Source organism: Pseudoalteromonas aurantia 208 (genome assembly GCF_014858725.1).
Taxonomy (GTDB): Bacteria; Pseudomonadota; Gammaproteobacteria; order Enterobacterales; family Alteromonadaceae; genus Pseudoalteromonas; species Pseudoalteromonas aurantia.
Window position 1 is genome coordinate 1,908,867 of the sequence record NZ_AQGV01000012.1, and the last position, 26,582, is coordinate 1,935,448.

A 26,582-nucleotide genomic window follows, 5' to 3' on the forward strand; every position below is an offset into this window, starting at 1 on the left:
CTGTGTATTGTAAGGTCGGGGGTAATATAATACTACTTTTTAGTTTCCGTCAGTACTTAGTACTTTAGCTCACACCTCTCAACTGTATTTATTTTAACCAAAACAAAGATTGATCATATAATTGAATATAATATACAATAAAAACCTACACTGATGTGGGTATACATTCTGAACATAACTATCAACGTACAACAAGGAGCTAAGTCATGAAGATATCTATAAATAAAAAACAATTAAAACAACTCACCCCAACCAATACACTTTCAGAAGCAGCGACACTTTACGTAGCTGGCGCGGGTCCAAAAACAGCGCGAGCATGTAACAGCAGAGGCTGTAACGATACTATACATTGCACAGGCCAAGAAATATGTTGGGATCATACAACGCCAGAAAGAGGTTGTAGATAAATAAAAGTGCGTCGCCCTTTTGTTGAGTGGCGCCTATCCATTAACTTAATCAGACACGCATTGAATCAAGTCGATATCTTAATAATCCAATCGGTAAATCAAGCGTGTTATTACGGCAAAAGACAAATCAAAGTCACTTCAACCAAATGGCAAATATCGTCAAGGGCTACGTGCTTTATAATAAGAAACGAAACATCGAGCTGTTTAAAGCAAACTCTGAGCGATAACAATCATAATATTTACGATAACCCTATTTCAGTCTCCCCACTTTTATAAGAATAAAACTCTAAAGACTCACATGTAAAATTATCGAAAATAACATCATTTTATTGCTTTGTGGAACACGTCCTGTAAAACGTATTTCAAATAGCAGCAATGATGAGTACAACATCATTACACCATAAGAGCGTAGTCTCTCCTAAGGAGTTTCAGAGTTATTGTGACCATAACCTTTCCAACTCCGTCAGGAAGACAAAGAAGTGAGGTGCATTCGCTTCTCTATATCCTGACCTGTGTCAGGAAAACAACGAGGTGGGCGTCATCAAAATCCCACCTCTAAATATAAAACTACCGTCTCCCTGAACTGGTTTCAGGGTTCATAGGGTTTTTATTCTAAGCTTTCTCTAAAGCTCTTCCCTAAATTGTTTTCCCAAACAGCAAAAAACCCGTCGCATCTCTGCAACGGGTTTCTCTAATTTAATGCCTGGCAATGTTCTACTTTCACATGGCAACTGCCACACTATCATCGACGCTGTTTCGTTTCACTTCTGAGTTCGGCATGGGGTCAGGTGGGTCCAAAACGCTATTGTCACCAAGCAAATCTGGTGCGCTAACTCGCTATCGCAAGCTAACTAAAATCTGGAATGCTAATAAATTCTGTAAAACGCTACTTTAGTAACACTAACTTCTGTCGCTTAAACCACTTTGGCGTTGTATGGTTAAGCCTCACGGGTAATTAGTACTGGTTAGCTTAACATGTCACCATGCTTCCACACCCAGCCTATCAACGTTGTAGTCTCCAACGGCCCTTCAGAGAGCTTATAGCTCTAGTGAGAACTCATCTCGAGGCCTGCTTCGCGCTTAGATGCTTTCAGCGCTTATCAGTTCCGAACGTAGCTACCGGGCAATGCCATTGGCATGACAACCCGAACACCAGCGGTTCGTTCACTCCGGTCCTCTCGTACTAGGAGCAACCCCTCTCAATTCTCAAACGCCCACGGCAGATAGGGACCGAACTGTCTCACGACGTTCTAAACCCAGCTCGCGTACCACTTTAAATGGCGAACAGCCATACCCTTGGGACCGACTTCAGCCCCAGGATGTGATGAGCCGACATCGAGGTGCCAAACACCGCCGTCGATATGAACTCTTGGGCGGTATCAGCCTGTTATCCCCGGAGTACCTTTTATCCGTTGAGCGATGGCCCTTCCATTCAGAACCACCGGATCACTATGACCTACTTTCGTACCTGCTCGACGTGTCTGTCTCGCAGTTAAGCTGGCTTCTACCATTACACTAACCGTACGATGTCCGACCGTACTTAGCCAACCTTCGTGCTCCTCCGTTACTCTTTGGGAGGAGACCGCCCCAGTCAAACTACCCACCAGGCACTGTCCGCAATCCCGATTAGGGACCTACGTTAGAACATCAAAACTACAAGGGTGGTATTTCAAGGTTGACTCCACACAATCTAGCGACTGTGCTTCTAAGTCTCCCACCTATCCTACACATGTAGGTTCAATGTTCAGTGCCAAGCTGTAGTAAAGGTTCACGGGGTCTTTCCGTCTAGCCGCGGGTACACAGCATCTTCACTGCGATTTCAATTTCACTGAGTCTCGGGTGGAGACAGCGTGGCCATGGTTACACCATTCGTGCAGGTCGGAACTTACCCGACAAGGAATTTCGCTACCTTAGGACCGTTATAGTTACGGCCGCCGTTTACCGGGGCTTCGATCAAGAGCTTCGACCTAAGTCTAACCCCATCAATTAACCTTCCGGCACCGGGCAGGTGTCACACCGTATACGTCATCTTACGATTTTGCACAGTGCTGTGTTTTTAATAAACAGTCCCAGCCACCTGGTCACTGCGGCTCTCAATCGCTTAAGGAGTAAATCCCATCACAATCAAGAGCGTACCTTCTCCCGAAGTTACGGTACAATTTTGCCTAGTTCCTTCACCCGAGTTCTCTCAAGCGCCTTAGTATTCTCTACCTGACCACCTGTGTCGGTTTGGGGTACGATTCGAAATAATCTGAAGCTTAGAGGCTTTTCCTGGAAGTAGGGCATCAGCAACTTCACTACCGTGGTAGCTCGTCTCGTGTCTCAGCCTAACAACGACCCGGATTTACCTAAGTCATTAGCCTACTCACTTTCACATGGACAACCAACGCCATGCTTGCTTAGCCTGCTCCGTCCCCCCATCGCAATTATTCCAAGTACAGAAATATTAATCTGTTTCCCATCGACTACGCTCTTCAGCCTCGCCTTAGGGGTCGACTTACCCTACCCTGATTAACATGGGATAGGAACCCTTGGTCTTCCGGCGTGCGGGTTTTTCACCCGCATTATCGTTACTCATGTCAGCATTCGCACTTCTGATACGTCCAGCATACCTCCCGGTACACCTTCAACCGCTTACAGAACGCTCCCCTACCACTTGTCCTAAGACAAATCCGCAGCTTCGGTGATATGTTTAGCCCCGTTACATCTTCCGCGCAGGCCGACTCGACTAGTGAGCTATTACGCTTTCTTTAAAGGGTGGCTGCTTCTAAGCCAACCTCCTAGCTGTTTTAGCCTTCCCACATCGTTTCCCACTTAACATATACTTTGGGACCTTAGCTGGCGGTCTGGGTTGTTTCCCTCTTCACGATGGACGTTAGCACCCACCGTGTGTCTCCCGGATAGTACTTTACGGTATTCGGAGTTTGCAAAGGGTTGGTAAGTCGGGATGACCCCCTAGCCTTAACAGTGCTCTACCCCCGTAAGTATTCGTCCGAGGCTCTACCTAAATAGATTTCGGGGAGAACCAGCTATCTCCCGGTTTGATTAGCCTTTCACTCCTAGCCACAGGTCATCCCCTAACTTTTCAACGTTAGTGGGTTCGGTCCTCCAGTTGATGTTACTCAACCTTCAACCTGCCCATGGCTAGATCACCGGGTTTCGGGTCTATACCCTGCAACTAAGCGCCCAGTTAAGACTCGCTTTCGCTACGGCTACCCTAATCGGTTAACCTCGCTACAGAATATAAGTCGCTGACCCATTATACAAAAGGTACGCAGTCACCTAACAAGTAGGCTCCTACTGCTTGTACGTATACGGTTTCAGGTTCTATTTCACTCCCCTCACAGGGGTTCTTTTCGCCTTTCCCTCACGGTACTGGTTCACTATCGGTCAGTTGGGAGTATTTAGCCTTAGATGATGGTCCACCTATATTCAGTCAAAGTTTCACGTGCTCCGACCTACTCGATTTCACTGCTTATAAATTTTTGTGTACGGGACTATCACCCTGTATCGTGGCACTTTCCAGAGCCTTCCACTAATTACAAAACAGCTTAAGGGCTGTTCCGATTTCGCTCGCCGCTACTTTCGGAATCTCGGTTGATTTCTTTTCCTACGGGTACTTAGATGTTTCAGTTCTCCGCGTTCGCCTCATATGGCTATGTATTCACCATATGATACCTGCAAGCAGGTGGGTTTCCCCATTCGGAAATCCTAGTCTCAAGCGCCTCTTACTGGCTCAACTAGGCTTATCGCAAGTTAGTACGTCCTTCATCGCCTCCAACTGCCAAGGCATCCACCGTATACGCTTAGTCACTTAACCATACAACCCAAAATAGTTTTAAGTTGTACTGTCAAAGACAGTTTAAACTTCGCCAGAAGTTAATATTGAATACTAAAGTAGATGCTAATTAATCATTGATTAATTGGCATTGTTTTACTTTTGAAAACTCTTTATAGATACGAATATCTATAAGAATTTATTTATCAGCTTTTCCAAATTTTTAAAGAGCAATATTAATTAAACGACCTAAGCCATTTAACTAACAATCATCTGTGTGGACACTACGAACAAATAAGTTCTAAATCGTATAAGGAGGTGATCCAGCCCCAGGTTCCCCTAGGGCTACCTTGTTACGACTTCACCCCAGTCATGAATCACTCCGTGGTAAGCGCCCTCCCTAAGGTTAAGCTACCTACTTCTGGAGCAACCCACTCCCATGGTGTGACGGGCGGTGTGTACAAGGCCCGGGAACGTATTCACCGCGGCATTCTGATCCGCGATTACTAGCGATTCCGACTTCATGGAGTCGAGTTGCAGACTCCAATCCGGACTACGACGCACTTTAAGTGATTCGCTAACCTTCGCAGGCTCGCAGCACTCTGTATGCGCCATTGTAGCACGTGTGTAGCCCTACACGTAAGGGCCATGATGACTTGACGTCGTCCCCACCTTCCTCCGGTTTATCACCGGCAGTCTCCTTAGAGTTCCCACCATTATGTGCTGGCAACTAAGGATAGGGGTTGCGCTCGTTGCGGGACTTAACCCAACATCTCACAACACGAGCTGACGACAGCCATGCAGCACCTGTATCAGAGTTCCCGAAGGCACCAAACCATCTCTGGTAAGTTCTCTGTATGTCAAGTGTAGGTAAGGTTCTTCGCGTTGCATCGAATTAAACCACATGCTCCACCGCTTGTGCGGGCCCCCGTCAATTCATTTGAGTTTTAACCTTGCGGCCGTACTCCCCAGGCGGTCTACTTAATGCGTTAGCTTTGAAAAAGTTGTCCGAAGACCCCAGCTTCTAGTAGACATCGTTTACGGCGTGGACTACCGGGGTATCTAATCCCGTTTGCTCCCCACGCTTTCGTACATGAGCGTCAGTGTTGACCCAGGTGGCTGCCTTCGCCATCGGTATTCCTTCAGATCTCTACGCATTTCACCGCTACACCTGAAATTCTACCACCCTCTATCACACTCTAGTCTGCCAGTTCGAAATGCAGTTCCCAGGTTGAGCCCGGGGCTTTCACATCTCGCTTAACAAACCGCCTGCGTACGCTTTACGCCCAGTAATTCCGATTAACGCTCGCACCCTCCGTATTACCGCGGCTGCTGGCACGGAGTTAGCCGGTGCTTCTTCTGTCAGTAACGTCACAGCTAATAGCTATTAACTACTAACCTTTCCTCCTGACTGAAAGTGCTTTACAACCCGAAGGCCTTCTTCACACACGCGGCATGGCTGCATCAGGCTTGCGCCCATTGTGCAATATTCCCCACTGCTGCCTCCCGTAGGAGTCTGGACCGTGTCTCAGTTCCAGTGTGGCTGATCATCCTCTCAAACCAGCTAGGGATCGTTGCCTTGGTGAGCCATTACCTCACCAACTAGCTAATCCCACTTGGGCTAATCTCTTGGCGTGAGGCCCGAAGGTCCCCCACTTTGGTCCGTAGACGTTATGCGGTATTAGCAGTCGTTTCCAACTGTTGTCCCCCACCAAAAGGCATATTCCCAAGCATTACTCACCCGTCCGCCGCTCGTCAGCAGATAGCAAGCTATCTCTGTTACCGCTCGACTTGCATGTGTTAGGCCTGCCGCCAGCGTTCAATCTGAGCCATGATCAAACTCTTCAATTAAAAGTTTTGTTGAAACCCTTTACTAGAAAGTGTTTCGTGCTCATTGAATTCTGATTTTGTTCTTGTTGCCAAGAACGAATTGACTGTGCTGCAATAAATAAATTTATTGCTGTTGGTCACTCAGTTTCTCCGAAGAGAAAATCAATTGAGACTCTAAATTTTTTTGCTTGCTTCAATCTAAGAAAGAAGTTTCGCTGTTAGAACTCAATCTGTACGAGTGCCCACACAGATGATTGCTTCATATTTTTAAAGAACAGTTCCTGTTTAAAACAGGGCGATGATTAAGCGCTTTGCTTTATCTCGCTAGGGCTGCGCATATTACGCTTTCCTATTTTTTTGTCAACACTTAATTTTAAACATTTTCTTAAGGGAAAAGCTAAATTAAGTTTTACTCGACGCTGACTCGTTTCAATTTGCTTTTCAGCGTGTTGCTCCGTGTCAGTGGGGTCGCATTATAGGGAGATCCTTTTTTTGATCAAGCGTTTTTTAATGAAAATATTCATTATTTTTCAAATTTAGAAACATACAGACATACGCACCACAAGCGCACAAGTTACCCACAAAAAGCTGTGGGTAACTTGCAAAACTGGCAGGCTCTAAATATCGAAAGCAGGATTGCAATGACTTTCGCTACATCATTGAAACACCATAAAGCTGAGGCTTATAAAAAACACCCGCCAGTGCAGGTGTTTCTAGAAGTGACTAATTTTACTAACGCACAAAAACATGGGTTGTCTGATTTCCAACCAAGCTTGTTATATTGGTATCTTTATACATTCCACCAATATAAGCATAAATATTTTGATAGTTATACATTGTATAATCTGTACCAGTGGTAGTGCAGCCACTCGCTTCATGCCAATACAATTTTAAGCGATGCTCTCCTGACTGATTTGGTGCTTCTCCAAGCGTATCTTGCAAAGGCATACAATTCGCAGTGTTAAGCACTGCAATATCTGCGATTGCATAGCCCCCGGTAGAAGGCGATATTACCATAAGCTCTTGCTGAACATTTTTATACTTAACCCACTGTGCATCAGATAAATGATAATTATCATCGAAATTAGTAATGTTATTAACTTCGACAAAGTAATTGGTAATGTCCGGATACCCACTATAGTTCACTGTTGTGACGTATCGAATACCCATTAACGTCCAGCCTCCGCCTTTCGTTTCCATATCACAATAGGTTGTAAACTCCGGCATATTACCTACGCCATCGACATCGAGCTTATAGAAACCAGATGCCGCACTCGCATCGTTAACTTGAATTTCCTTGCAGCTGACTGGTGCAGGCTCTGGGTGAACGTGTTTGTTTGCCCTAATTGAAACTGTATCATTACCTCGTTTAGTGATGCTCTGAGCAAACAAATGACCTTCAACGTCCAGTATATTAACTACTTCACTAATATGAGTAGTTTCCGTATCTTTTGATTGTTCTTCTTCTAAAAACAATTCATGCGTATTAAACTTCGCTGCATTATGGTCCGCATAGATCTGATCTATTTTATATTTAACACCAGAATCTAACTCTCCTTCTTTATTCGGTGCGTATACCGCTAAGTAAGAAAGGGTCTGAGACACATGAGTATTAGCCTCACCTTTAAGTTCTTGATATTGAATTTGAGCATCAAAGTCTAACTGAGTAACATTACTCACTCTACCAACATATGGGAACGCGTCATTTTCTGATTGAGCGCTTAAAAACAAGTATGGTGCTTGTGGCAGCTTTTGTGTGAATGCAATTGTTTTAGACATAGTGCCTAATTCAACACTTCCTACCTCCCAAATTGAACCATCGAGTAATTCATGGCGTCCTTTAGATAATGTAAGGCTTGACGCCGTTTCATTCGCATGAGCCCCATCTAAATATTCCCACTCACTAAAACGGATAGTAACAGTGCCATCCAAGTTGTCTTTAACTGATACCACCCCGGGGTCGGTCTCATTGAAGCTAGCAACACCCGTAATAACCACCTGTGAGTCTAATTGATTTTTAATAACGCCTTGCTCATTAATAGTGTGCTCTTGTAATTCAAATGCTTGTAATGATAATGAGCTAAGAACTGCGAGGTTTAGTAAGGTTTTTTTAAACATTTTATATCATCCTGATAAAAATAAATTTTATAACTCTGTTGCTTAAGATATAAAGCAAACGAATGTGCAGTTTAAATCAACAGTTATACAAAATATAGCCTTAATTCAATAGTATAAGCACTAGCATCCCGTTAAACCACCATCTAAGCTCTGTCATTTACATCAGAAAGAATGGAGCATTAATAAAAATATGAAGAAAAGTCATAATTCCAAAACAGGCAAAGCCAGAGTAGCCAGCTTACACATATTCGAGTAGAGGGAATTGATACAATCACTGTATAAACTCTAGTAATTTAACACCAGTAATGACAAAACAAAAAGGGAAACAAAACTTATTTTAGATGGAAATAACCGCGTAAATAATATTCAGTTAGATTTTAAAATGACATAGTTAATATAGGAAGATTTTAACGGATAAATATTTAAATAGAATGGTGCCCGGGGCCGGACTTGAACCGGCACGTCCTTACGAACGAGGGATTTTAAATCCCTTGTGTCTACCAATTCCACCACCCGGGCATCGGGTTGCTTTCGCAAGTGGAGTACTACTAATAATGGAGGCGGAACCCGGAGTTGAACCGAGGTAGACGGATTTGCAATCCGCTGCATAGCCACTCTGCCATTCCGCCATTTTTTTAAAAGTTTGGAGCGAGTAACGAGGCTCGAACTCGTGACCTCGACCTTGGCAAGGTCGCGCTCTACCAGCTGAGCTACACTCGCATAATTATTCGTATTTATGCGTATTTAACTTAAACTAAGCTAAATGATACTTTCGCAAACTTTAAACTTTCATTCTCTAATTTGATTGGAGCGAGTAACGAGGCTCGAACTCGTGACCTCGACCTTGGCAAGGTCGCGCTCTACCAACTGAGCTATACTCGCAATCAAATGGTGCCCGGGGCCGGACTTGAACCGGCACGTCCTTACGAACGAGGGATTTTAAATCCCTTGTGTCTACCAATTCCACCACCCGGGCATCGGGTTGCTTAAGCATTTAGATTGGAGCGAGTAACGAGGCTCGAACTCGTGACCTCGACCTTGGCAAGGTCGCGCTCTACCAACTGAGCTATACTCGCATCTAAATTTAGTGAATAACACTAATTAGAATGAGAACTCTCAATCTAAAATGGTGCCCGGGGCCGGACTTGAACCGGCACGTCCTTACGAACGAGGGATTTTAAATCCCTTGTGTCTACCAATTCCACCACCCGGGCATCGGGTTGCTTTCGCATGTGGAGTGTTGAGATGTGGAGGCGGAACCCGGAGTTGAACCGAGGTAGACGGATTTGCAATCCGCTGCATAGCCACTCTGCCATTCCGCCAAACATAATCAAAATTGGAGCGAGTAACGAGGCTCGAACTCGTGACCTCGACCTTGGCAAGGTCGCGCTCTACCAACTGAGCTATACTCGCTTTTTGATTTAAAGGACATACTGCCCTCTCAACACGGACGCATTCTACAGAAGTTATGATATGCGTCAATAAAAAAAATGAATGTTTTTAATCGTTTGCTTATTTTTTATCTAAAGCGCTCTATTTATAAACATTTTACTTAAGATTTAATCAATTCTGATCTGGCTGCATAAAGGTATGACAGCATTGATGTCACCGTTAATAGCGTTGCAATAGCCAGAAGACCATAACTCAACATAATCATCCATGGTGCATATTGCCAAATCAAACCTATTATGGCTAACATTTGAGCTGCAGTCTTGATTTTCCCCATACTTGACACAGCCACACTACTTCTTTTTCCTTGTTCAGCCATCCACTCTCTTAATGCGGATATGACAATCTCCCTACTAATAATGATCACCGTTGCACAGGTTACAAATATGTTTTGGTAATAAGTCGCCAGCATTACAAGTGCAACACTTACCATAACTTTATCCGCCACGGGATCTAAGAACGCACCAAACGGCGTCGACTGCTGAAGTTTGCGTGCTAAATAGCCATCGAGGATATCCGTTACTGCCGCTAACCAAAATATAAAAGCGGCGGCAAAAAATGCCCATGAATAAGGTAAGTAAAACAAAACTGCAAATACAGGGATGAGTAACAACCTAAACGTTGTCAGTGTGTTTGGAATATTCCACATAACTACTTAGTGAGATCTTTTTTGTATGTTCGCATGAATGATTAAGCTTTGTCATGCAAATGGTTAAATATCTTTTCAGCCGTTTGCGGGCTGATCCCAGGAACTTGCTTTAATTGATGGATATTAGCAGCTTTAACCCCTTGCATACCACCTAGGTATTTGAGCAAAGCTTGTCTGCGTTTTTGACCTACTCCTTCTATTTCTTCTAATAACGATTGAGTCCGTTGTTTTTGACGCTTATTTCTATGTCCAGCTATCGCAAAACGGTGGGACTCATCACGAATATGTTGAATAAGGTGTAATGCGGGTGAGTCCGAAGCAATATTAACCGTTCGTCTACCGCCATCAATTAGCAATGTTTCCAGACCCGGTTTACGGCCTTCTCCTTTAGCAACACCAATCAGTAACGGTATTTTTTCTAATGTCCAGTTTTCAAAAAAGGCTTCTGCCCTACCAAGTTGACCTTTACCACCATCGATAAAAATCACATCTGGTACTTTCTCTTCATCTTTTAATTTCCCGTAACGCTTAGTTAATGCAAAACTCATAGCTGCATAATCATCACCAGGCGTGATCCCTTCAACATTGAAACGACGATACTCCTTATTATTGGGGCCTTGTCCATCAAATACCACACAAGATGCAACCGTGTTTTCTCCCATGGTATGGCTTATATCAAAGCACTCCATTCTTTTAATATCACTTAGCTGCAATGCGTCTTTAAGCAACGCATATCGCTTATTAATAGAATCTTGCGCACTTTGCTTAACCGCAATACTATTTGCTGCATTTTTATTTGCTAACGCTAAGTACTGTGCTCGTTCCCCTCTAATTAGTGCCTTTAATTGTACCTTTCGCTGTGAAACCTCGCTCAAAGCGGATGCTAATTCGCTCTGCTCCTGAAGCTCAAAAGGCAAAATAATTTCTTTTGCAATGCGACTGGTGCCACCACTGCCCAGATAATACTGTCCAATAAAAGCAGTCAAGATCTCATCTGTTTGGGAGTCTTTTGGTACTTTGGGAAAGTACGTTTTTGTACCCAGTATTTTATGATCACGGATCATCAACATATGAACAGCGTTCAAACCATTTTGCTGTACAAAACCAACAACGTCCATTTCAGCAAAATTACCGGCTACCGACTGCTGTTCTTGCATCTGTCTCAGCAACGCGATTTGGTCACGTACTTTCGCTGCAAGCTCAAAGTCCAAGGCCATACTCGCCTTTTCCATTCTCAGCACTAACTTTGCAATAATTTGCTGAGATTTGCCGTTTAAAAATTGGCGTGCCATATCGACTTGATCTCGATACTCATCATCACTTACTTTTCCCACACATGGTGCGGAACATCGTTTTAGCTGGTGCTGTAAACAAGGTCGGCTGCGTGCCCTATAATATGCATCTTCACATTGACGAACGGGGAAGATTTTTTGCATTAATCTTAAGCTTTCAGATACCGCTGCACTACTGGGAAATGGGCCGAAATATTCTCCTTTGTACTTTCTACTTCCACGATGAAATGCTAACCGTGGATGTACATGACCACTTAAGAATATGTAAGGGTATGACTTATCGTCTCGCAGCAAAATATTATAACGAGGTTGGTATTTCTTTATTAGATTATTTTCAAGCAGTAATGCTTCTGTCTCAGTATTAGTTAAGGTAATTTCAATGTTGCAGATATTACCTACTAACACACGTGTTTTAGTATCAGGAATATTTGCCCGGAAGTAGCTTGATACGCGCTTCTTTAGATTTTTAGCCTTACCAACATAGATAACCTGATGCTCATTATCGTACATACGATAAACACCAGGTTCCGTTGATAATGTTTTTAGAAATGCTTTGTGATCAAAAACAGCCATTTAAGCAAGCGGTCAGTGCGTCGTATCTATGTCGATCATTTTATGGCGAATTGCTAAGTGGGTCAATTCAACATCCCCCCCTACATTTAGCTTTTCAAACATACGATAGCGATAACTATTCACCGTTTTAGAGCTTAAATTTAAACGCTCCGCGATATCCTGTGCTTTATCACCTTTGGTTATCATAAGCATAATCTGTAGCTCACGCTCAGACAGCGACTGAAAAGGGTTTTCATCATTTCGGCCACTAAATTGCGCCAGTGCAATTTGCTGTGCAATTTCTGGTGCTATATATCTTTGCCCTGCATTGACTGCACGTATCGCATTGATCATCTCGTCAGGTCCAGCACCTTTGGTCAAATAACCATGAGCACCAATTTGCATCACTTTACTTGGGAATGGGTCTTCACAATGCACCGTCAACACAATAACCTTCACATCTGGACAGTACCGACAAATCTTTTTAGTCGCTTCCAGCCCACCAATACCAGGCATATTCATATCCATTAATACGATATCTGGCTCGCTTTGGCGACAATATGCCACAGCTTCCTCGCCAGTTTTAGCCTCTGCGACCACTTTAAAACCGCGCACATCATCTAATATACGCTTAATACCTGTTCTCACAAGTTCATGATCATCAACTAAAAGTACGTTAATCAATGGCAGACCCTCTTAATTAATTCTTTGATATTTACACATTTTCAATGCAACTTGTTGAGAGTACCACATAAATTTACAAAGCATACTAAACAAAATTACATCTAGAGATAAAAATACTAAAAAGAAATGAAAAAGACTAGGCTTCATACTCCCAGTCTTAATATTTGGTAATTAGATCTTACGATTTATCTGAAAACCGATTAACCCAAAGCGCAATGACACCATCACCCGTTACATTACACGCAGTACCAAAACTATCTTGCGCAAGGTACAGTGCAATCATTAAAGCCACAGCCGCTTCACTAAAGCCAAGCATCGAAGTTAAAAGCCCTAATGCCGACATCACGGCCCCACCAGGCGCGCCTGGTGCTGCAATCATAACAATGCCCAACATAAAAATAAATGGCAGCATAGACAGCAAAGGAGGTACGGCCATATCTGGAGACAGTAACATAACAGCCATCGCACAGGTCACTATCGTAATAGTCGAGCCAGATAAATGAATAGTGGCACACAGGGGGACTGAGAAGTTCGCAACTTCTTCTTTTACACCATTCGCTTTGCTGGCCTTTAATGATACGGGAATAGTAGCGGCGCTCGACATTGTACCGATTGCTGTAAAATACGCAGGTAGCATATTACGTATTAACTCTAACGGGCTACGCTTTAATACAATACCACTGACAATATACAACACACTCAACCATAACCAATGCATAACAATAGCTGCAACCAATACAATACCGAATGTACTTAATGTATCAGCAACCGTTCCAGCCACCGCCATTTCAGCAAATACCCCTGCAATATAAAATGGTAAAGCCGGAATAATTACCTTCGCCAAGAGAGCATCAATTATATCCCGCCCTTGATCCGTGACATCTTTCAAGGCCTGTAAGTTAAGCTGACTTATCCCTATTCCAAAGATAAACGCTGTCGCTAACGCAGTCATCACGCCCATTAAAGGTGGAACTTCCAATGCAATTAGGCTTTTTATTTCTGTCGAAGTCGCAGCCTCATATGTAATCGCACCATCAAAGAATGGAATAAATGCGTTGACTACCAGCACAGCTAATGTACCTGCAATCACTGTTGAACCATATGCAAACCCCACCGTTTTACCAAGTAAATGACCGGAGCCCTTAGGCAGTCCAGCAATACCCGAGGCGATAAAAAATAAAATGATCAAAGGAATGGTGAAGCTAATAAGCTGACCAATAATGACTTTTGCAGTGTAAAGCAATTCAATTAATATAATTGGGAGATAAAAACCCGCTGCAATTCCGCCTAAAATACCGGCGATAAGCTTTAAGATTAACGACATAAAATTTCTCAAACTAGAACGATGACGTTTTTTACCATGTTTTCACATAAAAATGTTATAAATTCGGTGTTCTACGAAAGTAAATAGTGATTACCAGTCAGTGTCCCACTCTAATCTCATTAAAATGCACCCTGCCGCGTGTCGATTGTTAATTAGAGTCGTATAATATTTAATAGAGATATATTTATGTGCAATTTCTATGTTTAAAATGATAAAAAAAACGCTTATAGCAATGCCTATGTTATTGTCGGCGAGCTGTTTAGCTCAAACATCTCCTGAGCAACTTCCTTATATTAATCAATCAGCAAAAATTGACGGAAATCTAAACGAGCCAGTTTGGAAACACGCTAAAAAAATTACCATTAATAATGTCACTTGGCCATATGAAAATGAGGCTAGCCCAGTTGAAACGTCGGTGTTAGTATACGAAAATGGTACATCATTATTTCTCGGCTTTGAAGCCTCAGACTCAGACCCTTCGATGATACGAGCATTCTATCGAGATAGGGACCGCGCATGGAGCGATGATCTGGTTGGCATAAAAATTGATTCATTTAACAACAGTCGAAGCGCATATCAATTTTTCATCAACCCTCTTGGAGTTCAACAAGACTCAATTGAAAATGAACTCACCAATAGTGAAAGTACGTCTTGGGATGGCATTTGGGATAGTGCAGGACAAATCCATGATACAGGCTATATTGTTGAAGTAGAAATTCCGCTGCGAGTACTTAATTTTGATGATAGTCAAACCATCAAAACAATGGCCATGGAGTTTGTGCGATTTTATCCTAGAAACGAGCGCCTTCGTCTATCCAATATGCAAATCACTCATGCAAATAGTTGCTGGATATGCCAAATGCCAAAATACGCGGGGTTTGAGCAGGCTAAGCAAGGGAATAATCTCGCCATTATTCCCTCTCTTGTGTTAAGTAAATCTGAAACACGAGAGATTGATGGTGCCGATATAGAAGATTGGCAGAACGACAATAATACCGAACCAGGTTTAGACCTAAAATGGGCAATAACGCCTGATATGACATTAAACGCAACACTCAACCCTGATTTTTCTCAAGTTGAAGCCGATACTGGACAGTTAAGTATTAATAATAGTTTTAGCCTATTCTTTCCTGAGAAACGCGCTTTTTTCTTAGACAATAGTGACTATTTCTCATCGTATTCTAACCTGATCCATACCCGTAACATTGCAGCACCAGATTACGGTGTGAAATTCACCAGTAACAAGCAAGGTCATACTTTCGCTGGGTTTATAGCGAATGATGAACATTTAAATGTTATGGTCCCAGGCAACCTTGGCTCTAACGTCGTCACATTAGAACAAGAAAGTGACAATGCTGCTTTTCGTTACAGGTATGATCTAGATAATACCCTGTCTATTGGTACGACCGCGACACTAAGGCAAAGCGGTGACTATGAGAATAAGCTAATTAGCTTTGATAGTAAGTACCAACCAACTTCAAGTGATACACTAAAGGTGCAATTATTTTCATCTGATACCGAGTATTCTCAAGCTTTTATCGATGAACTATGTGATGGTGAAGACGGTGACTGTGACACAATAACCGCCCCCCCCTGCCAGCAATTTAAAGACTGTGATTATAACGAAAGTGTTCTGAGAACATTAAACAAACAAAGTACCTCTGGCACAGGTTACCTTGTTAACTATGAGCATAACCAAAAACACTGGCGTGTATTTTCTAGCTACCGCAATCATGGTGCTGGGCTACGTTCTGACTTAGGGTTCATGTCACAGGTTGATTTTAACAAGTTCGTTGCAGGACTTGAGTACCGTTGGTACGGCGCTGAGCAGAGTTGGTGGAATCGCGCTCGATGGTATTCAGATTGGGATATCACACATAATGATGATGGAGAGTTACTAGAAAAAGAAATTCAAAGTAACTTCGTCATTGATGGGCCGCTTCAAAGTGTCATCGATTTTGGTGTTGACCACCGAAAACGCACTGGACTTAGACACGACAAAACACAACTTAGTATTGATGGAAATACGGATCTTTTCACCGAGAATCGGGTTTGGACCTATATGGAGTTTAAACCCATCTCAGGAGTATTTGCTGGCTTAAACCTACGAACAGGAAATAAAGTTGATTTGGCCAATAATCGTATCGGTCAGGAGTATTTTGCTCGCCCAACCATCCATGTTAATTTAGGGAAACACTTTGAGGTCCGCTTTAGACATACTTATGAAAATTTAAAGGCCGAAGGTGATGATGTATATACGGCCAACCTAACGGATGTTCGGTTCACTTATCAATTTAATATTAACAGTTATCTTCGGTTTGCCATCATTCGCACCGACATTGACCGAAATACATACAACTATGTAGATAATGATATCGATGCAACGTATAAAGGGCTAAGTTCACAGCTACTATACTCATACAAAATTAACCCTCAAACGGTGTTTTTTGCTGGTTATTCTGATAATGGCTATCAAGACGACGACCTTGAAACCCTAACCAAAGACAATAAAACCTTTTTCGCTAAATTTAGTTACGCGTGGTTAATGTAGGAATAATAAACAGTTTTTTTATTTCGTTTAGCTATAAGCAATTTTAATATATCTTATAGCCATTCTTTACTTCTTTTTTCATTTAAGCCAAGTAAAGTGTGGCAATAAGTAAACCTAAAGTACCTAAGGGAACACAATGTCTAAAATTTTCGCTGATAACACACACACGATAGGTCAAACTCCAATCGTGAAACTTAACCGAGTGACAGGTGGTAATGTATACGCCAAAATAGAAGCACGTAACCCAAGCTTTAGTGTTAAGTGCCGTATCGGTTCATCAATGATTTGGGAAGCTGAAAAATCAGGTTTGTTAACCGAAGGCAAAGAGCTAATTGAGCCTACCTCTGGCAATACAGGTATTGCACTTGCTTTTGTGGCTGCAGCACGTGGCTACAAACTCACTCTAACAATGCCAAATACCATGAGCTTAGAACGCCGTAAATTGCTTAAAGCATTAGGTGCTAATTTAGTATTAACCGAAGGCGCTAAAGGCATGAAGGGGGCTATCGATAAAGCCAATGAAATTCAGGCTAGTGACCCTAGTAAATATGTTTTATTACAACAATTTGAAAATCCAGCTAACCCCAAAATTCACTTTGAAACTACCGGCCCAGAAATCTTTGAAACGATGGAAGGTAAAGTTGACTACTTTGTCGCCGGAGTAGGCACGGGCGGTACTATATCTGGTACTTCTCGTTATTTAAAGCAAGAAAAAGGCCTTGATGTAAAAGCGATTGCTGTTGAACCAACAGACTCGCCAGTCATTACACAAACACTTGCAGGTGACGAAGTTAAACCGGGCCCACACAAAATTCAAGGTATTGGAGCTGGGTTCATTCCTGGTAACTTAGACTTAGAGCTTATCGATGGCACTGAACTTGTTTCAAACGAAGATGCGATTGCTATGGCACATCAACTTATGAAAGACGAAGGTATTTTGGTCGGAATTTCATCTGGTGCAGCTGTTGTCGCGGCTAAACGCATTGCTGAAAAGCCAGAAAATGCAGACAAGAATATTGTCGTTATTTTACCTAGCGCAACAGAGCGTTACTTATCTAGCCCTATGTTTGCTGATGAGTTCTCTGATCAAGAGCTTGTACAATAATTACAAATTCACAATAAAAAAACCGGCTTAAAGCCGGTTTTTTTATTCCCCCTACATTTACACACTTCATTCAATGAATAATAAGGAAAATTTACCTACACTTATTGATATAATTAATGATCACGGCATTCCACTATGCGTTGGATTCTTATTCTTAGTTTTTGCTTTTTTCATCTTTATGCCCATGCAGCAATTAACGTTGGTTACTTTAAAAACGCCAAATACCACCTAGTGCAGGGGTCTAAGCATAAGACCGGCTATCTATACAATGCCGAAGCAACGAAAGGGCAACTACATATTGTCACATTAGACTGGCCCCCCTACATAGGTAACGCATTGTGCAACAAAGGGTGGGTGTTTCAATTTGCAGTATCGCTGCTCGCCGAACAAGGCTATAGTATTTTCATTGAATTTTTGCCATGGGCACGTGCCGTCAGAGCTGTAGAGCTTGGTAAAGCCGATATCTTAATGCCTGAGTATTATATTGAAGATTCGGCCCCCTCTGATTACGTCAAAAACAAAACGCGCCGAGAAGTATTAGCACTGTCCAACTCATTTTCAGGTGGTGAGATTGGTTTTCTCAAGCGTAAAGGCGACCCTGACCGATTTAGTGGTAATTTAAGCTCTCTTAAAGGTGAGAAAATAGGCGTCGTACGCGGATACCAAAATACCCCTGAGTTCGATGCCATGATGGACAACAACGAGTTTGCAATCGTAGAAGCTGTTGATGATTTACAGTTAGTCAAGCTACTCGTGGGCGGTAGAGTAAACCTCATTATAGGAGATCCAACGGTATTGCGATTTACCGTCAATTATTCTGACTTATCAAAACCAGAAAAGGTCACTTTATTGAGAAATATTGATGATGAGACCAAACCAATTAAATACAACCATCTTTATTTTGCACTCAGTAAAAATAAACCTAAGTGGCGCACTGTCCTTTCCGATATCAATCGTGCTTTATATATGTTTGAAAATAGTGAAGAAACAAACCGTATAATAGAAATGGGTAGCTCTGAGTGTTTCTAGGAAAAAATACCTGAGATAAAAAACATAAAGGGAGCAGTATCACTCCCCTTTTTATCACAAAGATAGTAGATATTACCCAATATCGTCTTGGCCGTTTATCCGTGCTTGCCGCTCTTGCTCTTCTAACATAGCTGCATTGATTTCCTCTAATACAGAACCGACATCTGCAGCTTGGAAATCATCTTCATATAAACCAGTCAAAGCTGAGTTTTCAGTCAGACTCCCCTCTTCAAACAATGCCCATATTTCTTTTGCATAATTAGTTTGCAGTAAAGCTGGCGCATATTCACCATAGTAGCGACGCATATTATTTACATCACGTTCGAACATAGCTTGGGCACTATTGTTGGCCGCAGCATTCACCGCTTGTGGTAAATCAATAATTACAGGGCCTGAATCATCCACTAACACATTAAATTCAGAAAGGTCTCCATGTATCAGGCCTGTGCAAAGCATCAGCCGAATATAATGAACCATCAGAGTGTACTGTCTAATGGCTTCTTCTTCTGACAAACTTATCGCACCAAGTTGTGGTGCTACGTTACCTTCTGCATCAGAAACTAACTCCATAAGTAGCACACCATCGACACAACAATAGGTTGCAGGCACACGTACATTGGCTGCCGCCAAGCGTGACAAAGCATCAACTTCTGCATTTTGCCATATTTCTTCTTCGAGCTGACGACCATAGTTTGAGCGTTTACCCATTGCCCTAGCTTGGCGTCCCCCCCTTACTTTTCGACCTTCTTGATATTGTGCCGCCTTTTTAAAACTACGTTTCATTGCATCTTTATACACTTTGGCACAACGAATATGCTCACCGCAGCGCACAACAAAAACATCAGCCTCTTTGCCGCTCATTAGCCGGCTTATGACCGCATCAATTAAACCATCATCAACAAGTGGTTGTAGGCGTTTAGGTATTTTCACGGGGTCCCTGTTTAGTTTGATTAATAAACTTAGTTAGTGGTTTTGTCGCAAGGCGATACTTACCGAAATTAACAAATACACTAAAAAGTAACTATGACTCCTAGTGCAATACTCATCGTATCATTACTTTATTGCTAAAGGGTAGACATCGTCTCTAATTCTAAAAATAAGTGCGATTTTTGGTAACAAACAATCTTTTTATAGTTTCAAAACCAACACAGCTAACGACTTATTTTAGAGGCAATGTAAAAAGGGCCATATTAGGCCCTTTCATGCACTCTTTTCATTGTTATAAATTACTTTGTACTTTTTTAAATAAGTCTTGTATTCGTTCATGAGGCGCTGACGTCATTGAGCTCACCAGAATTATCGTCAATGCAGAAACAATGAAGCCAGGAACAATTTCATAAATATGACTACTTAAGCTTTGCCCAGCTACTTCAATTGGTGCATAAATCCAAACTAGCACTGTCACAGCACCAGAAATCATACCAGCTAGTGCGCCTGCAAAATTCATTCTTTGCCAGAACAAGCTTAATAACACAAGAGGTCCAAATGCTGCGCCAAAACCTGCCCACGCATTACTGACCAAATCGAGTATTGAACTGTTTCTATCATACGCTAAATAAATCGCGAGTATCGCAACTGCAGCAACACTAATACGCCCAACCAAGACAAGCTCTTTGTCTGTTGCATTTCGATTTATGAATATTTTATAAAAGTCTTCAGTTAATGAGCTCGAGCTAACTAAAAGTTGTGACGAGATTGTGCTCATAATTGCCGCCAATATTGCAGCCAATAAAAATCCTGCTATGAGCGGGTGAAATAGGAGTTCAGACAACACTAAAAAAATGGTCTCTGGGTCATTCACAACAATACCATTCTCATGTGTGTAAGCTGCACCAAACACACCTGTCGCAACCGCCCCCAGTGCTGCAATGATCATCCAACTCATTCCTATACGACGTGCAGTTGGCATATCTTTCACACTTTTTACTGACATAAAGCGCACTATAATATGGGGTTGACCAAAATAACCCAGCCCCCAAGACATCGCAGAAATAATTCCTATTGCGCCACCAGCGCCTATCCACGTAAGCATTTGTGGGTTAACCGCCTCAAGCGTAGATGATAGCGGGTTATCTAATAATGAATATGTTACGGCAGGGACCAATATTAATGCGATAAACATAATACAGCCTTGTACGAAGTCGGTTAAGCTAACAGCTAAGAAGCCTCCAAATAATGTATATAAAACCACAACGCCTGTAGTAATATACAGCCCAGATTCATAACTCATTCCAAACGAGTTTTCGAACAACTTACCGCCAGCCACCACACCAGATGATGTATAAAGCGTAAAAAACACGATAATCACCAGCGCAGATACAATACGTAACGCATTACCTTTATCTTCAAATCGATTAGCAAAATAATCAGGGATCGTAATAGCATCATTAGCAAGCTCGGTATAAACCCGCAATCTAGGTGCAACCAGTAAATAATTTAACCAAGCACCGATAACCAAACCAATCGCAATCCACGTACTGCTAAACCCTGTCACGAACATTGCCCCAGGCAAGCCCATTAATATCCAGCCACTCATATCAGATGCGCCTGCCGATAAAGCGGCAACACTTGGTGATAGACTACGGCCACCTAGCATATAACCTGATACATCACTTGTCGATTTACGGTAAGCATATAAACCTATGCCCAACATAACTGCAAAATACAGTACTAATGAAATAATCGTACCTAATTCCAAAGCTATCTCCTTCAATGAGAGCACTCTTGTCAATGATAATTATCCAACAACCGTCTTTCTGATTGTCATTAAATAAAGCGCTTTATTAGTTTTGCGTGACTATAACACGTCTACTTCCTCTACCCCAGTACAGCATGGTTACCCTACAAATATCCAGTTGAAAAACCTAAATGAGCCATTAAATTAATACCAAAAGACGAAACAATTATAAAAAAATAATGAATTACTACGCAACATCACTTATATTGAAATTATAGTTGTATTAAAAGAGACCTGTTGTAGATGTATTTTTATGCTGCCCGCCAACCTATTTTAGACATCAACAAAGAATTAGTAGGCTATGAACTGCTTTTTCGTGACGGAGTTGACAATGTTTTTCCAAATATTGATGGGGACGAAGCAACATCTCGCTTAATTGAAGGAAGCCAATTCAATTTTGGATTGGATGATTTGACAGACAATAAGCCCGCCTATATCAACTTTACCCTTGAAACGTTATTAAAAGGCTACCCAACCATGCTCAACCGAGAGCAGATTGTGGTTGAAATCCTAGAAACCGTGCAGCCAGGAAAGCGGCTGCTGGCTGCCGTACAAGATCTCAAAGATAAAGGCTATACAATTGCTCTAGATGACTATCAACATCAAAAAGTATGGCGACACTTCTATCCATTTATTGATCAAATTAAAGTTGACTTCCTTGCCACATCACACGCAGAAATACTAGAAATTATCGATGCGACTAAAGGCTTCAACAACATAAAACTAGTTGCTGAAAAAGTCGAAACATATGAGCAGTACCAGCAAGCGATTGATTGGGGGTTTAGCTTATTTCAAGGTTTCTTTTTTGCTAAACCTGAAATGGTACAAAGTAAAGCCCTCCCACCTTCAGAAATGGCCCTCGCAGAACTACTGTATGAAACGTCCAGTGTCGATGTCGATTTACAAAGAATAACTGCTGTTTTTGAACGTGATGTTAACTTATCTTATAAACTTTTAAGGTATTCTAACTCTGCTGCATTTAAGCGTAGAGCAGAAATAAGTACGATTAAACAAGCGCTTGTAGTGCTTGGTAACGCAGAGTTAAAAAAGTTTCTGTCACTATTGTTCGCTGCACAGGTCTCTGCTGAAAAGCCAATGGAGCTTATTAAGCTATCACTAACCCGAGCTCGTTTTTGTGAACTGTTAGCAACCAAGAGAAATGATAAGCACAATATAGGCAGCGCGTTTCTATCGGGTATGATGTCGCTGATGGACGCCATACTTGACGAGACCATGGACAGTGTAATGAGTAAACTACCTCTGGTTATCGAAATAAAAGATGCGTTACTCAATGGTGATGGAGTGCTCGCCACATACTTATCAATTGCGATGGATTATGAACAAGCGCAATGGGAAAAAGCACAACAAACCTGTGCAGACCTAAAGCTAGACTCGACCTGCTTACCTGAAATTTATAGTGATGCAGTCAATTGGAGTAACGAACAAATGCAAGTCATCGAGCGCTAACGCGCTCATACTTAACCCTCCTCGTATACATGCTTTTTTTATGGTCACTCCCCCTCTTAACTGTAACAACATAGACCAACCAATTATATTCTTTAGCGTAACAATACCTCATATTGACCTACATCAAAATTACTGTAAAACCAGTCTTGATGCGACAATCTGTCACACTCCAAACCGACGCTAAACATATAAAATCCATCACAATTTAATGACTGAGACTCAATGATGGAAAAAACTCTAATTAGCCTTGCACTATTAACCTCTCTCAATGCATCTGCTAACTACGACGATATAGAGCGTATTGTGGTTGTTGCTCCTATGCATTCACCATTAGATATCAAAACTGATCCAAAACTGCCTCGTCAACCTCTTCCAGCACAAGATGGGGCTGATTTACTCACCAGCATCGCTGGATTTTCATTAATAAAAAAAGGATCGGCTAGTAGCGATCCAGTATTTAGGGGCATGGCAGGATCTCGGTTGAATATCGTCAGCAACGGTGGCCTTGCGCTTGGAGGGTGTGGTAATAGAATGGACCCGCCAACCGCTTACATTACCCCACAGTCTTACGATACATTGACAGTGATAAAGGGACCGCAAACTGTTTTATATGGTTCAGGCAATAGTGCTGCAACCGTGGTATTTGAACGTACTTTAGAGCGCTTAGACAAGCCACGGGTCGATGGGTTTGCCAATATTGTATTCGCTAGTGCAAATCGAAGCGGCCTAAACACGGATATTAAAGCGGGTTCCTCTGAGTATTATGTCCGATTTTCTGGCAGCTATAATCGCGCAGATGATTTTTCAGACGGTGACAATAATGTGATTCATTCACAATATAAACGTTGGAATGCTGACTCCGAGTTTGCTTACACACCTGCCGATGACAAAATAATCAGCATTACTTATGGTCGCAGTGATGGCGAAGCGGCTTACGCTGACCGTATGATGGATGGCAGTTTATTCGATAGGACTCACACCACAATACGCACCGATTGGGCGATTAACCACAATATAATCACCAATGTTGGAGCACAGTGGTATTACAATAATATAGACCACGTTATGGACAACTATAGCTTAAGACCCTTCGTGCCTAACATGATGATGAAAACGCCTACAGCTTCGAACCCTGACCGCCGAACACAAGGGGGCAAACTTCTATTTGATGCCAATTTAAATGAGGGCCATACCGTCAAATTCGGGGTCGATCACCAGCAAGATCGTCACCGTAATCGAGTCAGTCGTAACCAGTTTGAGATACCATACGACACTCTGCCGCGCTCAATTGATGGAGAATTTGAAAAGACCGGTGTATTTGCTGAATATGAATATAGTGTAGATAAAAACCAACAAGTGGTGACGGGTTTACGTTTAGATCATTGGCAAGCAACAGATGAACGACAAAGTATTTCATCTATGATGAAAACAATGCCAAACCCGAGCGCCTCATTAACCCGTAGAGATAACCTGTGGAGCGGCTTTGCTCGGATCCAACAGCAACGTCATGATAGTAGCTACTTTATTGGCTTCGGCCATACAGAACGATTTCCTGATTATTGGGAATTATTAGGCGGTAGTCGTCAAGGTCCTGACAGTCTAAGTGCATTTCATACAAACATAGAAAAAACCAATCAACTTGATATCGGTCTAGTTCACCAACGTACACAATGGCAAGGTTCCGTCTCTGTTTTCTATAGTCAAATTGACGATTATATTTTAACAGACAATCTGTTCAATCAGGGCTCTATGAATAAAAAAGTGACCCGCAATGTCGATGCTCAAACTTACGGTTTTGAAGCTGACGTGAGCTATGACCTCACTAAAAACTGGATATCCGGAGCCAGCATCAACTACGTGCGTGCTAGTAACTTATCTGATCACCTGCCTTTGGCACAACAGCCCCCATTGCAAGCTCGATTTACCTTAGATTATCAGCGCCAAAATTGGCATATCGGTGTACTTTGGCGCATTGTTGCTGCCCAACATAGAGTCGCTGTTGGACAAGGTAATATTGCGGGGCAAGACTTCGGAGAATCTGCTGGTTTTGGCACTCTAGCATTGAACGCGAGCTATAGTCAGTCCGACAGCCTTGATTGGACATTAGGTGTCGATAACGTACTTGATAAAACTTACAGTGAACATTTAAGCAAATCAGGCACTGCCGTCAGTGGCTACCCACAAATTGATAAAATAAATGAAGCAGGCATAACACTGTGGGCCAATGTTAACTGGCGTTTCTGATACGCTTTGTATTGACGGGGTTCTTTGCCTTTACCTAATGGTGTGCCTTGATACAATAAAGGCACACTTACTCTCCGGTTGAACACAACATATGCACGATCAACAGGCTCTGCTAAAAGCCATTAATACTAAAATGCCATTTGGCAAGTATGCAGGTACTCCTTTACTCCTTTTACCTGAACCCTATGTTGTTTGGTTTAAGAGCAAAGGCTTTCCTCAAGGAATATTAGGTGAACAACTCGCAATGATTTATGAAGTAAAGTTGAATGGACTTGAGCAGGTACTCATGCCATTACTTTCGTCTAAATAACTCTATTTATTGATCCAGTTTATTTACGGCCTTTTTTACTGATTGCTTTTGCACCAGCCGTTTACCCAATTTGTGCGGTAACAACGCTTCAACAGCCAAGAGCATTGGTTTACCGTAAATAGCAATGAGTGAGTCGTGCCCCGCGTCATATTTGCCAACCCCTATCGAAATATGCGGTGCCTGTGATGCGCGAATTAAAGATCCAAACATCCGGTCCCAAATCGCCAATGCTGAGCCTAAATTCGTATCAAAATGCTGGGGGTTATCACTATGATGGATTTGGTGCTGGGCAGGACTGATAAACCAATTCTCTAGTCTATCCCCCCAAGTAAAGCGAATATGCGAATGCCTAAGGTTGGCACCAAAGATATTAAATACAAATACAAACGCATTTGCCCCGAGTATGTCGTACATACTGAGTCCAGTACCAAAAAAATGATAACCCAACCCCACTACAATGCCTTGCGTTAACGCCATTCGGCACGCATAAAAATAACTTTCAATCGGATGAGAGCGATAAATTGTAAATGGTGTCAGGACTTTCGCTGAATGATGTACCTTATGTATTTCCCATAGAAATGGTACTTTATGGAGTGCTAAGTGTAATAAAAATCGAGTCAAATCATCGACGATAAATAACATCAAAGTAAAAGCAGCTATAATCACGCCACTTGGCCATGCTAAGTGTAATGGCGCACCAAATAATGCCTCCAACGTGTCAGTAATAAAAATAGCAACCGGTACCATCGTCAATACGATTGGTGCAAATGTCGCAGCTTTAATTAAGGTATTCGTGACAAGAAGTACATAATCTAACCGTGCACTTTGACACAGCCACACTTTTTTAGGAAATAAAAACTTCGCAAAACCGCGACCGGATCGCACCTGTTCGCTCGCTAGGTACACCGGTATTGCCATCACAATCGCACTGAGCAAATAAGGTATGTAGATTCGCTTATTCGCATCAATTAAATAGTGCGGTAATCCCGCAATAGCTTGCCACAACTGCTCTAGCATTATACTCCCCTAACATACCTTCAAAAAAGGGCCAACTAA

General features: G+C 42.2%; 15 protein-coding genes, 9 tRNA genes and 3 rRNA genes. 7 read left to right on the forward strand and 20 right to left on the reverse strand.

The features are described from left to right. The first annotated feature begins 206 nt into the window (after positions 1-206). The gene (locus PAUR_RS12035) at positions 207-407 is read left to right on the forward strand and encodes a hypothetical protein (protein WP_192507980.1); all 201 of its coding nucleotides are present in this window, start codon (positions 207-209) and stop codon (positions 405-407) included. A 701-nt stretch (positions 408-1,108) separates the two neighbouring features. Here the strand turns inward: PAUR_RS12035 and rrf are convergent. The 17 genes from rrf to PAUR_RS12120 all read right to left on the reverse strand — a co-directional run bounded on the left by rrf (position 1,109) and on the right by PAUR_RS12120 (position 14,083). Beyond that, a 5S ribosomal RNA gene (rrf, locus tag PAUR_RS12040) occupies positions 1,109-1,223 on the reverse strand. A gap of 118 nt (positions 1,224-1,341) precedes the next feature. Further along, positions 1,342-4,227 (reverse strand): 23S ribosomal RNA (locus PAUR_RS12045). Between the two features lie 269 nt (positions 4,228-4,496). Beyond that, positions 4,497-6,036, reverse strand: a 16S ribosomal RNA gene (locus tag PAUR_RS12050). The 16S, 23S and 5S rRNA genes sit together here, the layout of an rRNA operon. A gap of 711 nt (positions 6,037-6,747) precedes the next feature. Then, positions 6,748-8,133: a fibrinogen-like YCDxxxxGGGW domain-containing protein gene (locus PAUR_RS12055; protein WP_225738346.1), complete on the reverse strand. Its 1,386-nt coding sequence runs from the start codon at positions 8,131-8,133 to the stop codon at positions 6,748-6,750. Positions 8,134-8,565: 432 nt separating this feature from the next. Then, positions 8,566-8,652, reverse strand: a tRNA-Leu gene (locus PAUR_RS12060). Positions 8,653-8,688: 36 nt separating this feature from the next. After that, a tRNA-Cys gene (locus PAUR_RS12065) sits at positions 8,689-8,762 on the reverse strand. A gap of 15 nt (positions 8,763-8,777) precedes the next feature. Continuing rightward, a tRNA-Gly gene (locus PAUR_RS12070) sits at positions 8,778-8,853 on the reverse strand. Between the two features lie 86 nt (positions 8,854-8,939). Continuing rightward, positions 8,940-9,015: transfer RNA gene (locus PAUR_RS12075), tRNA-Gly, on the reverse strand. 7 nt (positions 9,016-9,022) lie between these two features. Then, a tRNA-Leu gene (locus tag PAUR_RS12080) sits at positions 9,023-9,109 on the reverse strand. Positions 9,110-9,133: 24 nt separating this feature from the next. Then, positions 9,134-9,209, reverse strand: a tRNA-Gly gene (locus PAUR_RS12085). A 51-nt stretch (positions 9,210-9,260) separates the two neighbouring features. Further along, positions 9,261-9,347 (reverse strand) — tRNA-Leu (locus PAUR_RS12090). Between the two features lie 34 nt (positions 9,348-9,381). Next, positions 9,382-9,455 (reverse strand) — tRNA-Cys (locus tag PAUR_RS12095). 15 nt (positions 9,456-9,470) lie between these two features. Then, positions 9,471-9,546: transfer RNA gene (locus tag PAUR_RS12100), tRNA-Gly, on the reverse strand. A gap of 139 nt (positions 9,547-9,685) precedes the next feature. Next, the gene (gene pgsA, locus PAUR_RS12105; RefSeq protein WP_192507981.1) at positions 9,686-10,231 is read right to left on the reverse strand and encodes a CDP-diacylglycerol--glycerol-3-phosphate 3-phosphatidyltransferase; all 546 of its coding nucleotides are present in this window, start codon (positions 10,229-10,231) and stop codon (positions 9,686-9,688) included. Between the two features lie 41 nt (positions 10,232-10,272). Next, positions 10,273-12,096, reverse strand: a complete 1,824-nt coding sequence (uvrC, locus tag PAUR_RS12110; RefSeq protein ID WP_192507982.1) for an excinuclease ABC subunit UvrC — start codon at positions 12,094-12,096, stop codon at positions 10,273-10,275. Between the two features lie 12 nt (positions 12,097-12,108). Beyond that, positions 12,109-12,759, reverse strand: a complete 651-nt coding sequence (gene uvrY, locus PAUR_RS12115) for a UvrY/SirA/GacA family response regulator transcription factor (protein WP_192507983.1) — start codon at positions 12,757-12,759, stop codon at positions 12,109-12,111. Positions 12,760-12,937: 178 nt separating this feature from the next. Continuing rightward, entirely contained in the window at positions 12,938-14,083 is a 1,146-nt protein-coding gene (locus tag PAUR_RS12120; protein ID WP_192507984.1) for a dicarboxylate/amino acid:cation symporter, read from the reverse strand. A gap of 208 nt (positions 14,084-14,291) precedes the next feature. Here PAUR_RS12120 and PAUR_RS12125 point away from each other — a divergent pair, with 208 nt between their 5' ends. From PAUR_RS12125 to PAUR_RS12135, 3 genes are all read left to right on the forward strand, one after another. Continuing rightward, positions 14,292-16,634 carry a carbohydrate binding family 9 domain-containing protein gene (locus PAUR_RS12125; RefSeq protein WP_404821696.1) on the forward strand — a complete coding sequence of 781 codons (2,343 nt, stop codon included), beginning with the start codon at positions 14,292-14,294 and terminating at the stop codon, positions 16,632-16,634. Between the two features lie 136 nt (positions 16,635-16,770). Further along, positions 16,771-17,739: a cysteine synthase A gene (gene cysK, locus PAUR_RS12130; protein ID WP_192507986.1), complete on the forward strand. Its 969-nt coding sequence runs from the start codon at positions 16,771-16,773 to the stop codon at positions 17,737-17,739. A 135-nt stretch (positions 17,740-17,874) separates the two neighbouring features. Then, a complete protein-coding gene (locus PAUR_RS12135; protein WP_192507987.1) occupies positions 17,875-18,768 on the forward strand; it encodes a substrate-binding periplasmic protein in 894 nt (297 codons plus the stop codon). A 72-nt stretch (positions 18,769-18,840) separates the two neighbouring features. Here the strand turns inward: PAUR_RS12135 and PAUR_RS12140 are convergent, their stop codons facing one another. Further along, a complete protein-coding gene (locus tag PAUR_RS12140) occupies positions 18,841-19,698 on the reverse strand; it encodes a PA4780 family RIO1-like protein kinase (protein ID WP_192507988.1) in 858 nt (285 codons plus the stop codon). Positions 19,699-19,987: 289 nt separating this feature from the next. Further along, complete coding sequence (gene putP, locus PAUR_RS12145) at positions 19,988-21,466, reverse strand: sodium/proline symporter PutP (RefSeq protein ID WP_192507989.1); 1,479 nt, start codon at positions 21,464-21,466, stop codon at positions 19,988-19,990. Positions 21,467-21,748: 282 nt separating this feature from the next. On the opposite strand from putP, the gene PAUR_RS12150 reads away from it, so the two are divergent. From PAUR_RS12150 to PAUR_RS12160, 3 genes are all read left to right on the forward strand, one after another. Beyond that, the gene (locus PAUR_RS12150; protein ID WP_192507990.1) at positions 21,749-22,972 is read left to right on the forward strand and encodes an EAL and HDOD domain-containing protein; all 1,224 of its coding nucleotides are present in this window, start codon (positions 21,749-21,751) and stop codon (positions 22,970-22,972) included. A 222-nt stretch (positions 22,973-23,194) separates the two neighbouring features. Next, on the forward strand, positions 23,195-25,216 hold the full coding sequence (locus tag PAUR_RS12155; protein WP_225738347.1) for a TonB-dependent copper receptor: 2,022 nt from the start codon (positions 23,195-23,197) through the stop codon (positions 25,214-25,216). Positions 25,217-25,307: 91 nt separating this feature from the next. Beyond that, positions 25,308-25,526 (forward strand): DUF3820 family protein, encoded by a 219-nt coding sequence (locus PAUR_RS12160; RefSeq protein ID WP_192507991.1) that lies wholly within the window; start codon positions 25,308-25,310, stop codon positions 25,524-25,526. Between the two features lie 6 nt (positions 25,527-25,532). Here the strand turns inward: PAUR_RS12160 and PAUR_RS12165 are convergent, their stop codons facing one another. Further along, on the reverse strand, positions 25,533-26,543 hold the full coding sequence (locus PAUR_RS12165; protein ID WP_192507992.1) for a sterol desaturase family protein: 1,011 nt from the start codon (positions 26,541-26,543) through the stop codon (positions 25,533-25,535). Positions 26,544-26,582: the final 39 nt, after the last annotated feature.

What these genes read in the sequence shown, in the direction of transcription:
- PAUR_RS12165 (WP_192507992.1), bottom strand. Translation starts at nt 26,543, where the DNA reads ATGCTAGAGCAGTTGTGGCAAGCTATTGCGGGATTACCGCACTATTTA.
- uvrC (WP_192507982.1), bottom strand. Translation starts at nt 12,096, where the DNA reads ATGGCTGTTTTTGATCACAAAGCATTTCTAAAAACATTATCAACGGAA.
- PAUR_RS12055 (WP_225738346.1), bottom strand. Translation starts at nt 8,133, where the DNA reads ATGTTTAAAAAAACCTTACTAAACCTCGCAGTTCTTAGCTCATTATCA.
- PAUR_RS12155 (WP_225738347.1), top strand. Translation starts at nt 23,195, where the DNA reads ATGATGGAAAAAACTCTAATTAGCCTTGCACTATTAACCTCTCTCAAT.
- PAUR_RS12160 (WP_192507991.1), top strand. Translation starts at nt 25,308, where the DNA reads ATGCACGATCAACAGGCTCTGCTAAAAGCCATTAATACTAAAATGCCA.
- PAUR_RS12035 (WP_192507980.1), top strand. Translation starts at nt 207, where the DNA reads ATGAAGATATCTATAAATAAAAAACAATTAAAACAACTCACCCCAACC.
- PAUR_RS12120 (WP_192507984.1), bottom strand. Translation starts at nt 14,083, where the DNA reads ATGTCGTTAATCTTAAAGCTTATCGCCGGTATTTTAGGCGGAATTGCA.
- PAUR_RS12125 (WP_404821696.1), top strand. Translation starts at nt 14,292, where the DNA reads ATGATAAAAAAAACGCTTATAGCAATGCCTATGTTATTGTCGGCGAGC.
- cysK (WP_192507986.1), top strand. Translation starts at nt 16,771, where the DNA reads ATGTCTAAAATTTTCGCTGATAACACACACACGATAGGTCAAACTCCA.
- pgsA (WP_192507981.1), bottom strand. Translation starts at nt 10,231, where the DNA reads ATGTGGAATATTCCAAACACACTGACAACGTTTAGGTTGTTACTCATC.
- PAUR_RS12150 (WP_192507990.1), top strand. Translation starts at nt 21,749, where the DNA reads ATGTATTTTTATGCTGCCCGCCAACCTATTTTAGACATCAACAAAGAA.
- PAUR_RS12135 (WP_192507987.1), top strand. Translation starts at nt 17,875, where the DNA reads ATGCGTTGGATTCTTATTCTTAGTTTTTGCTTTTTTCATCTTTATGCC.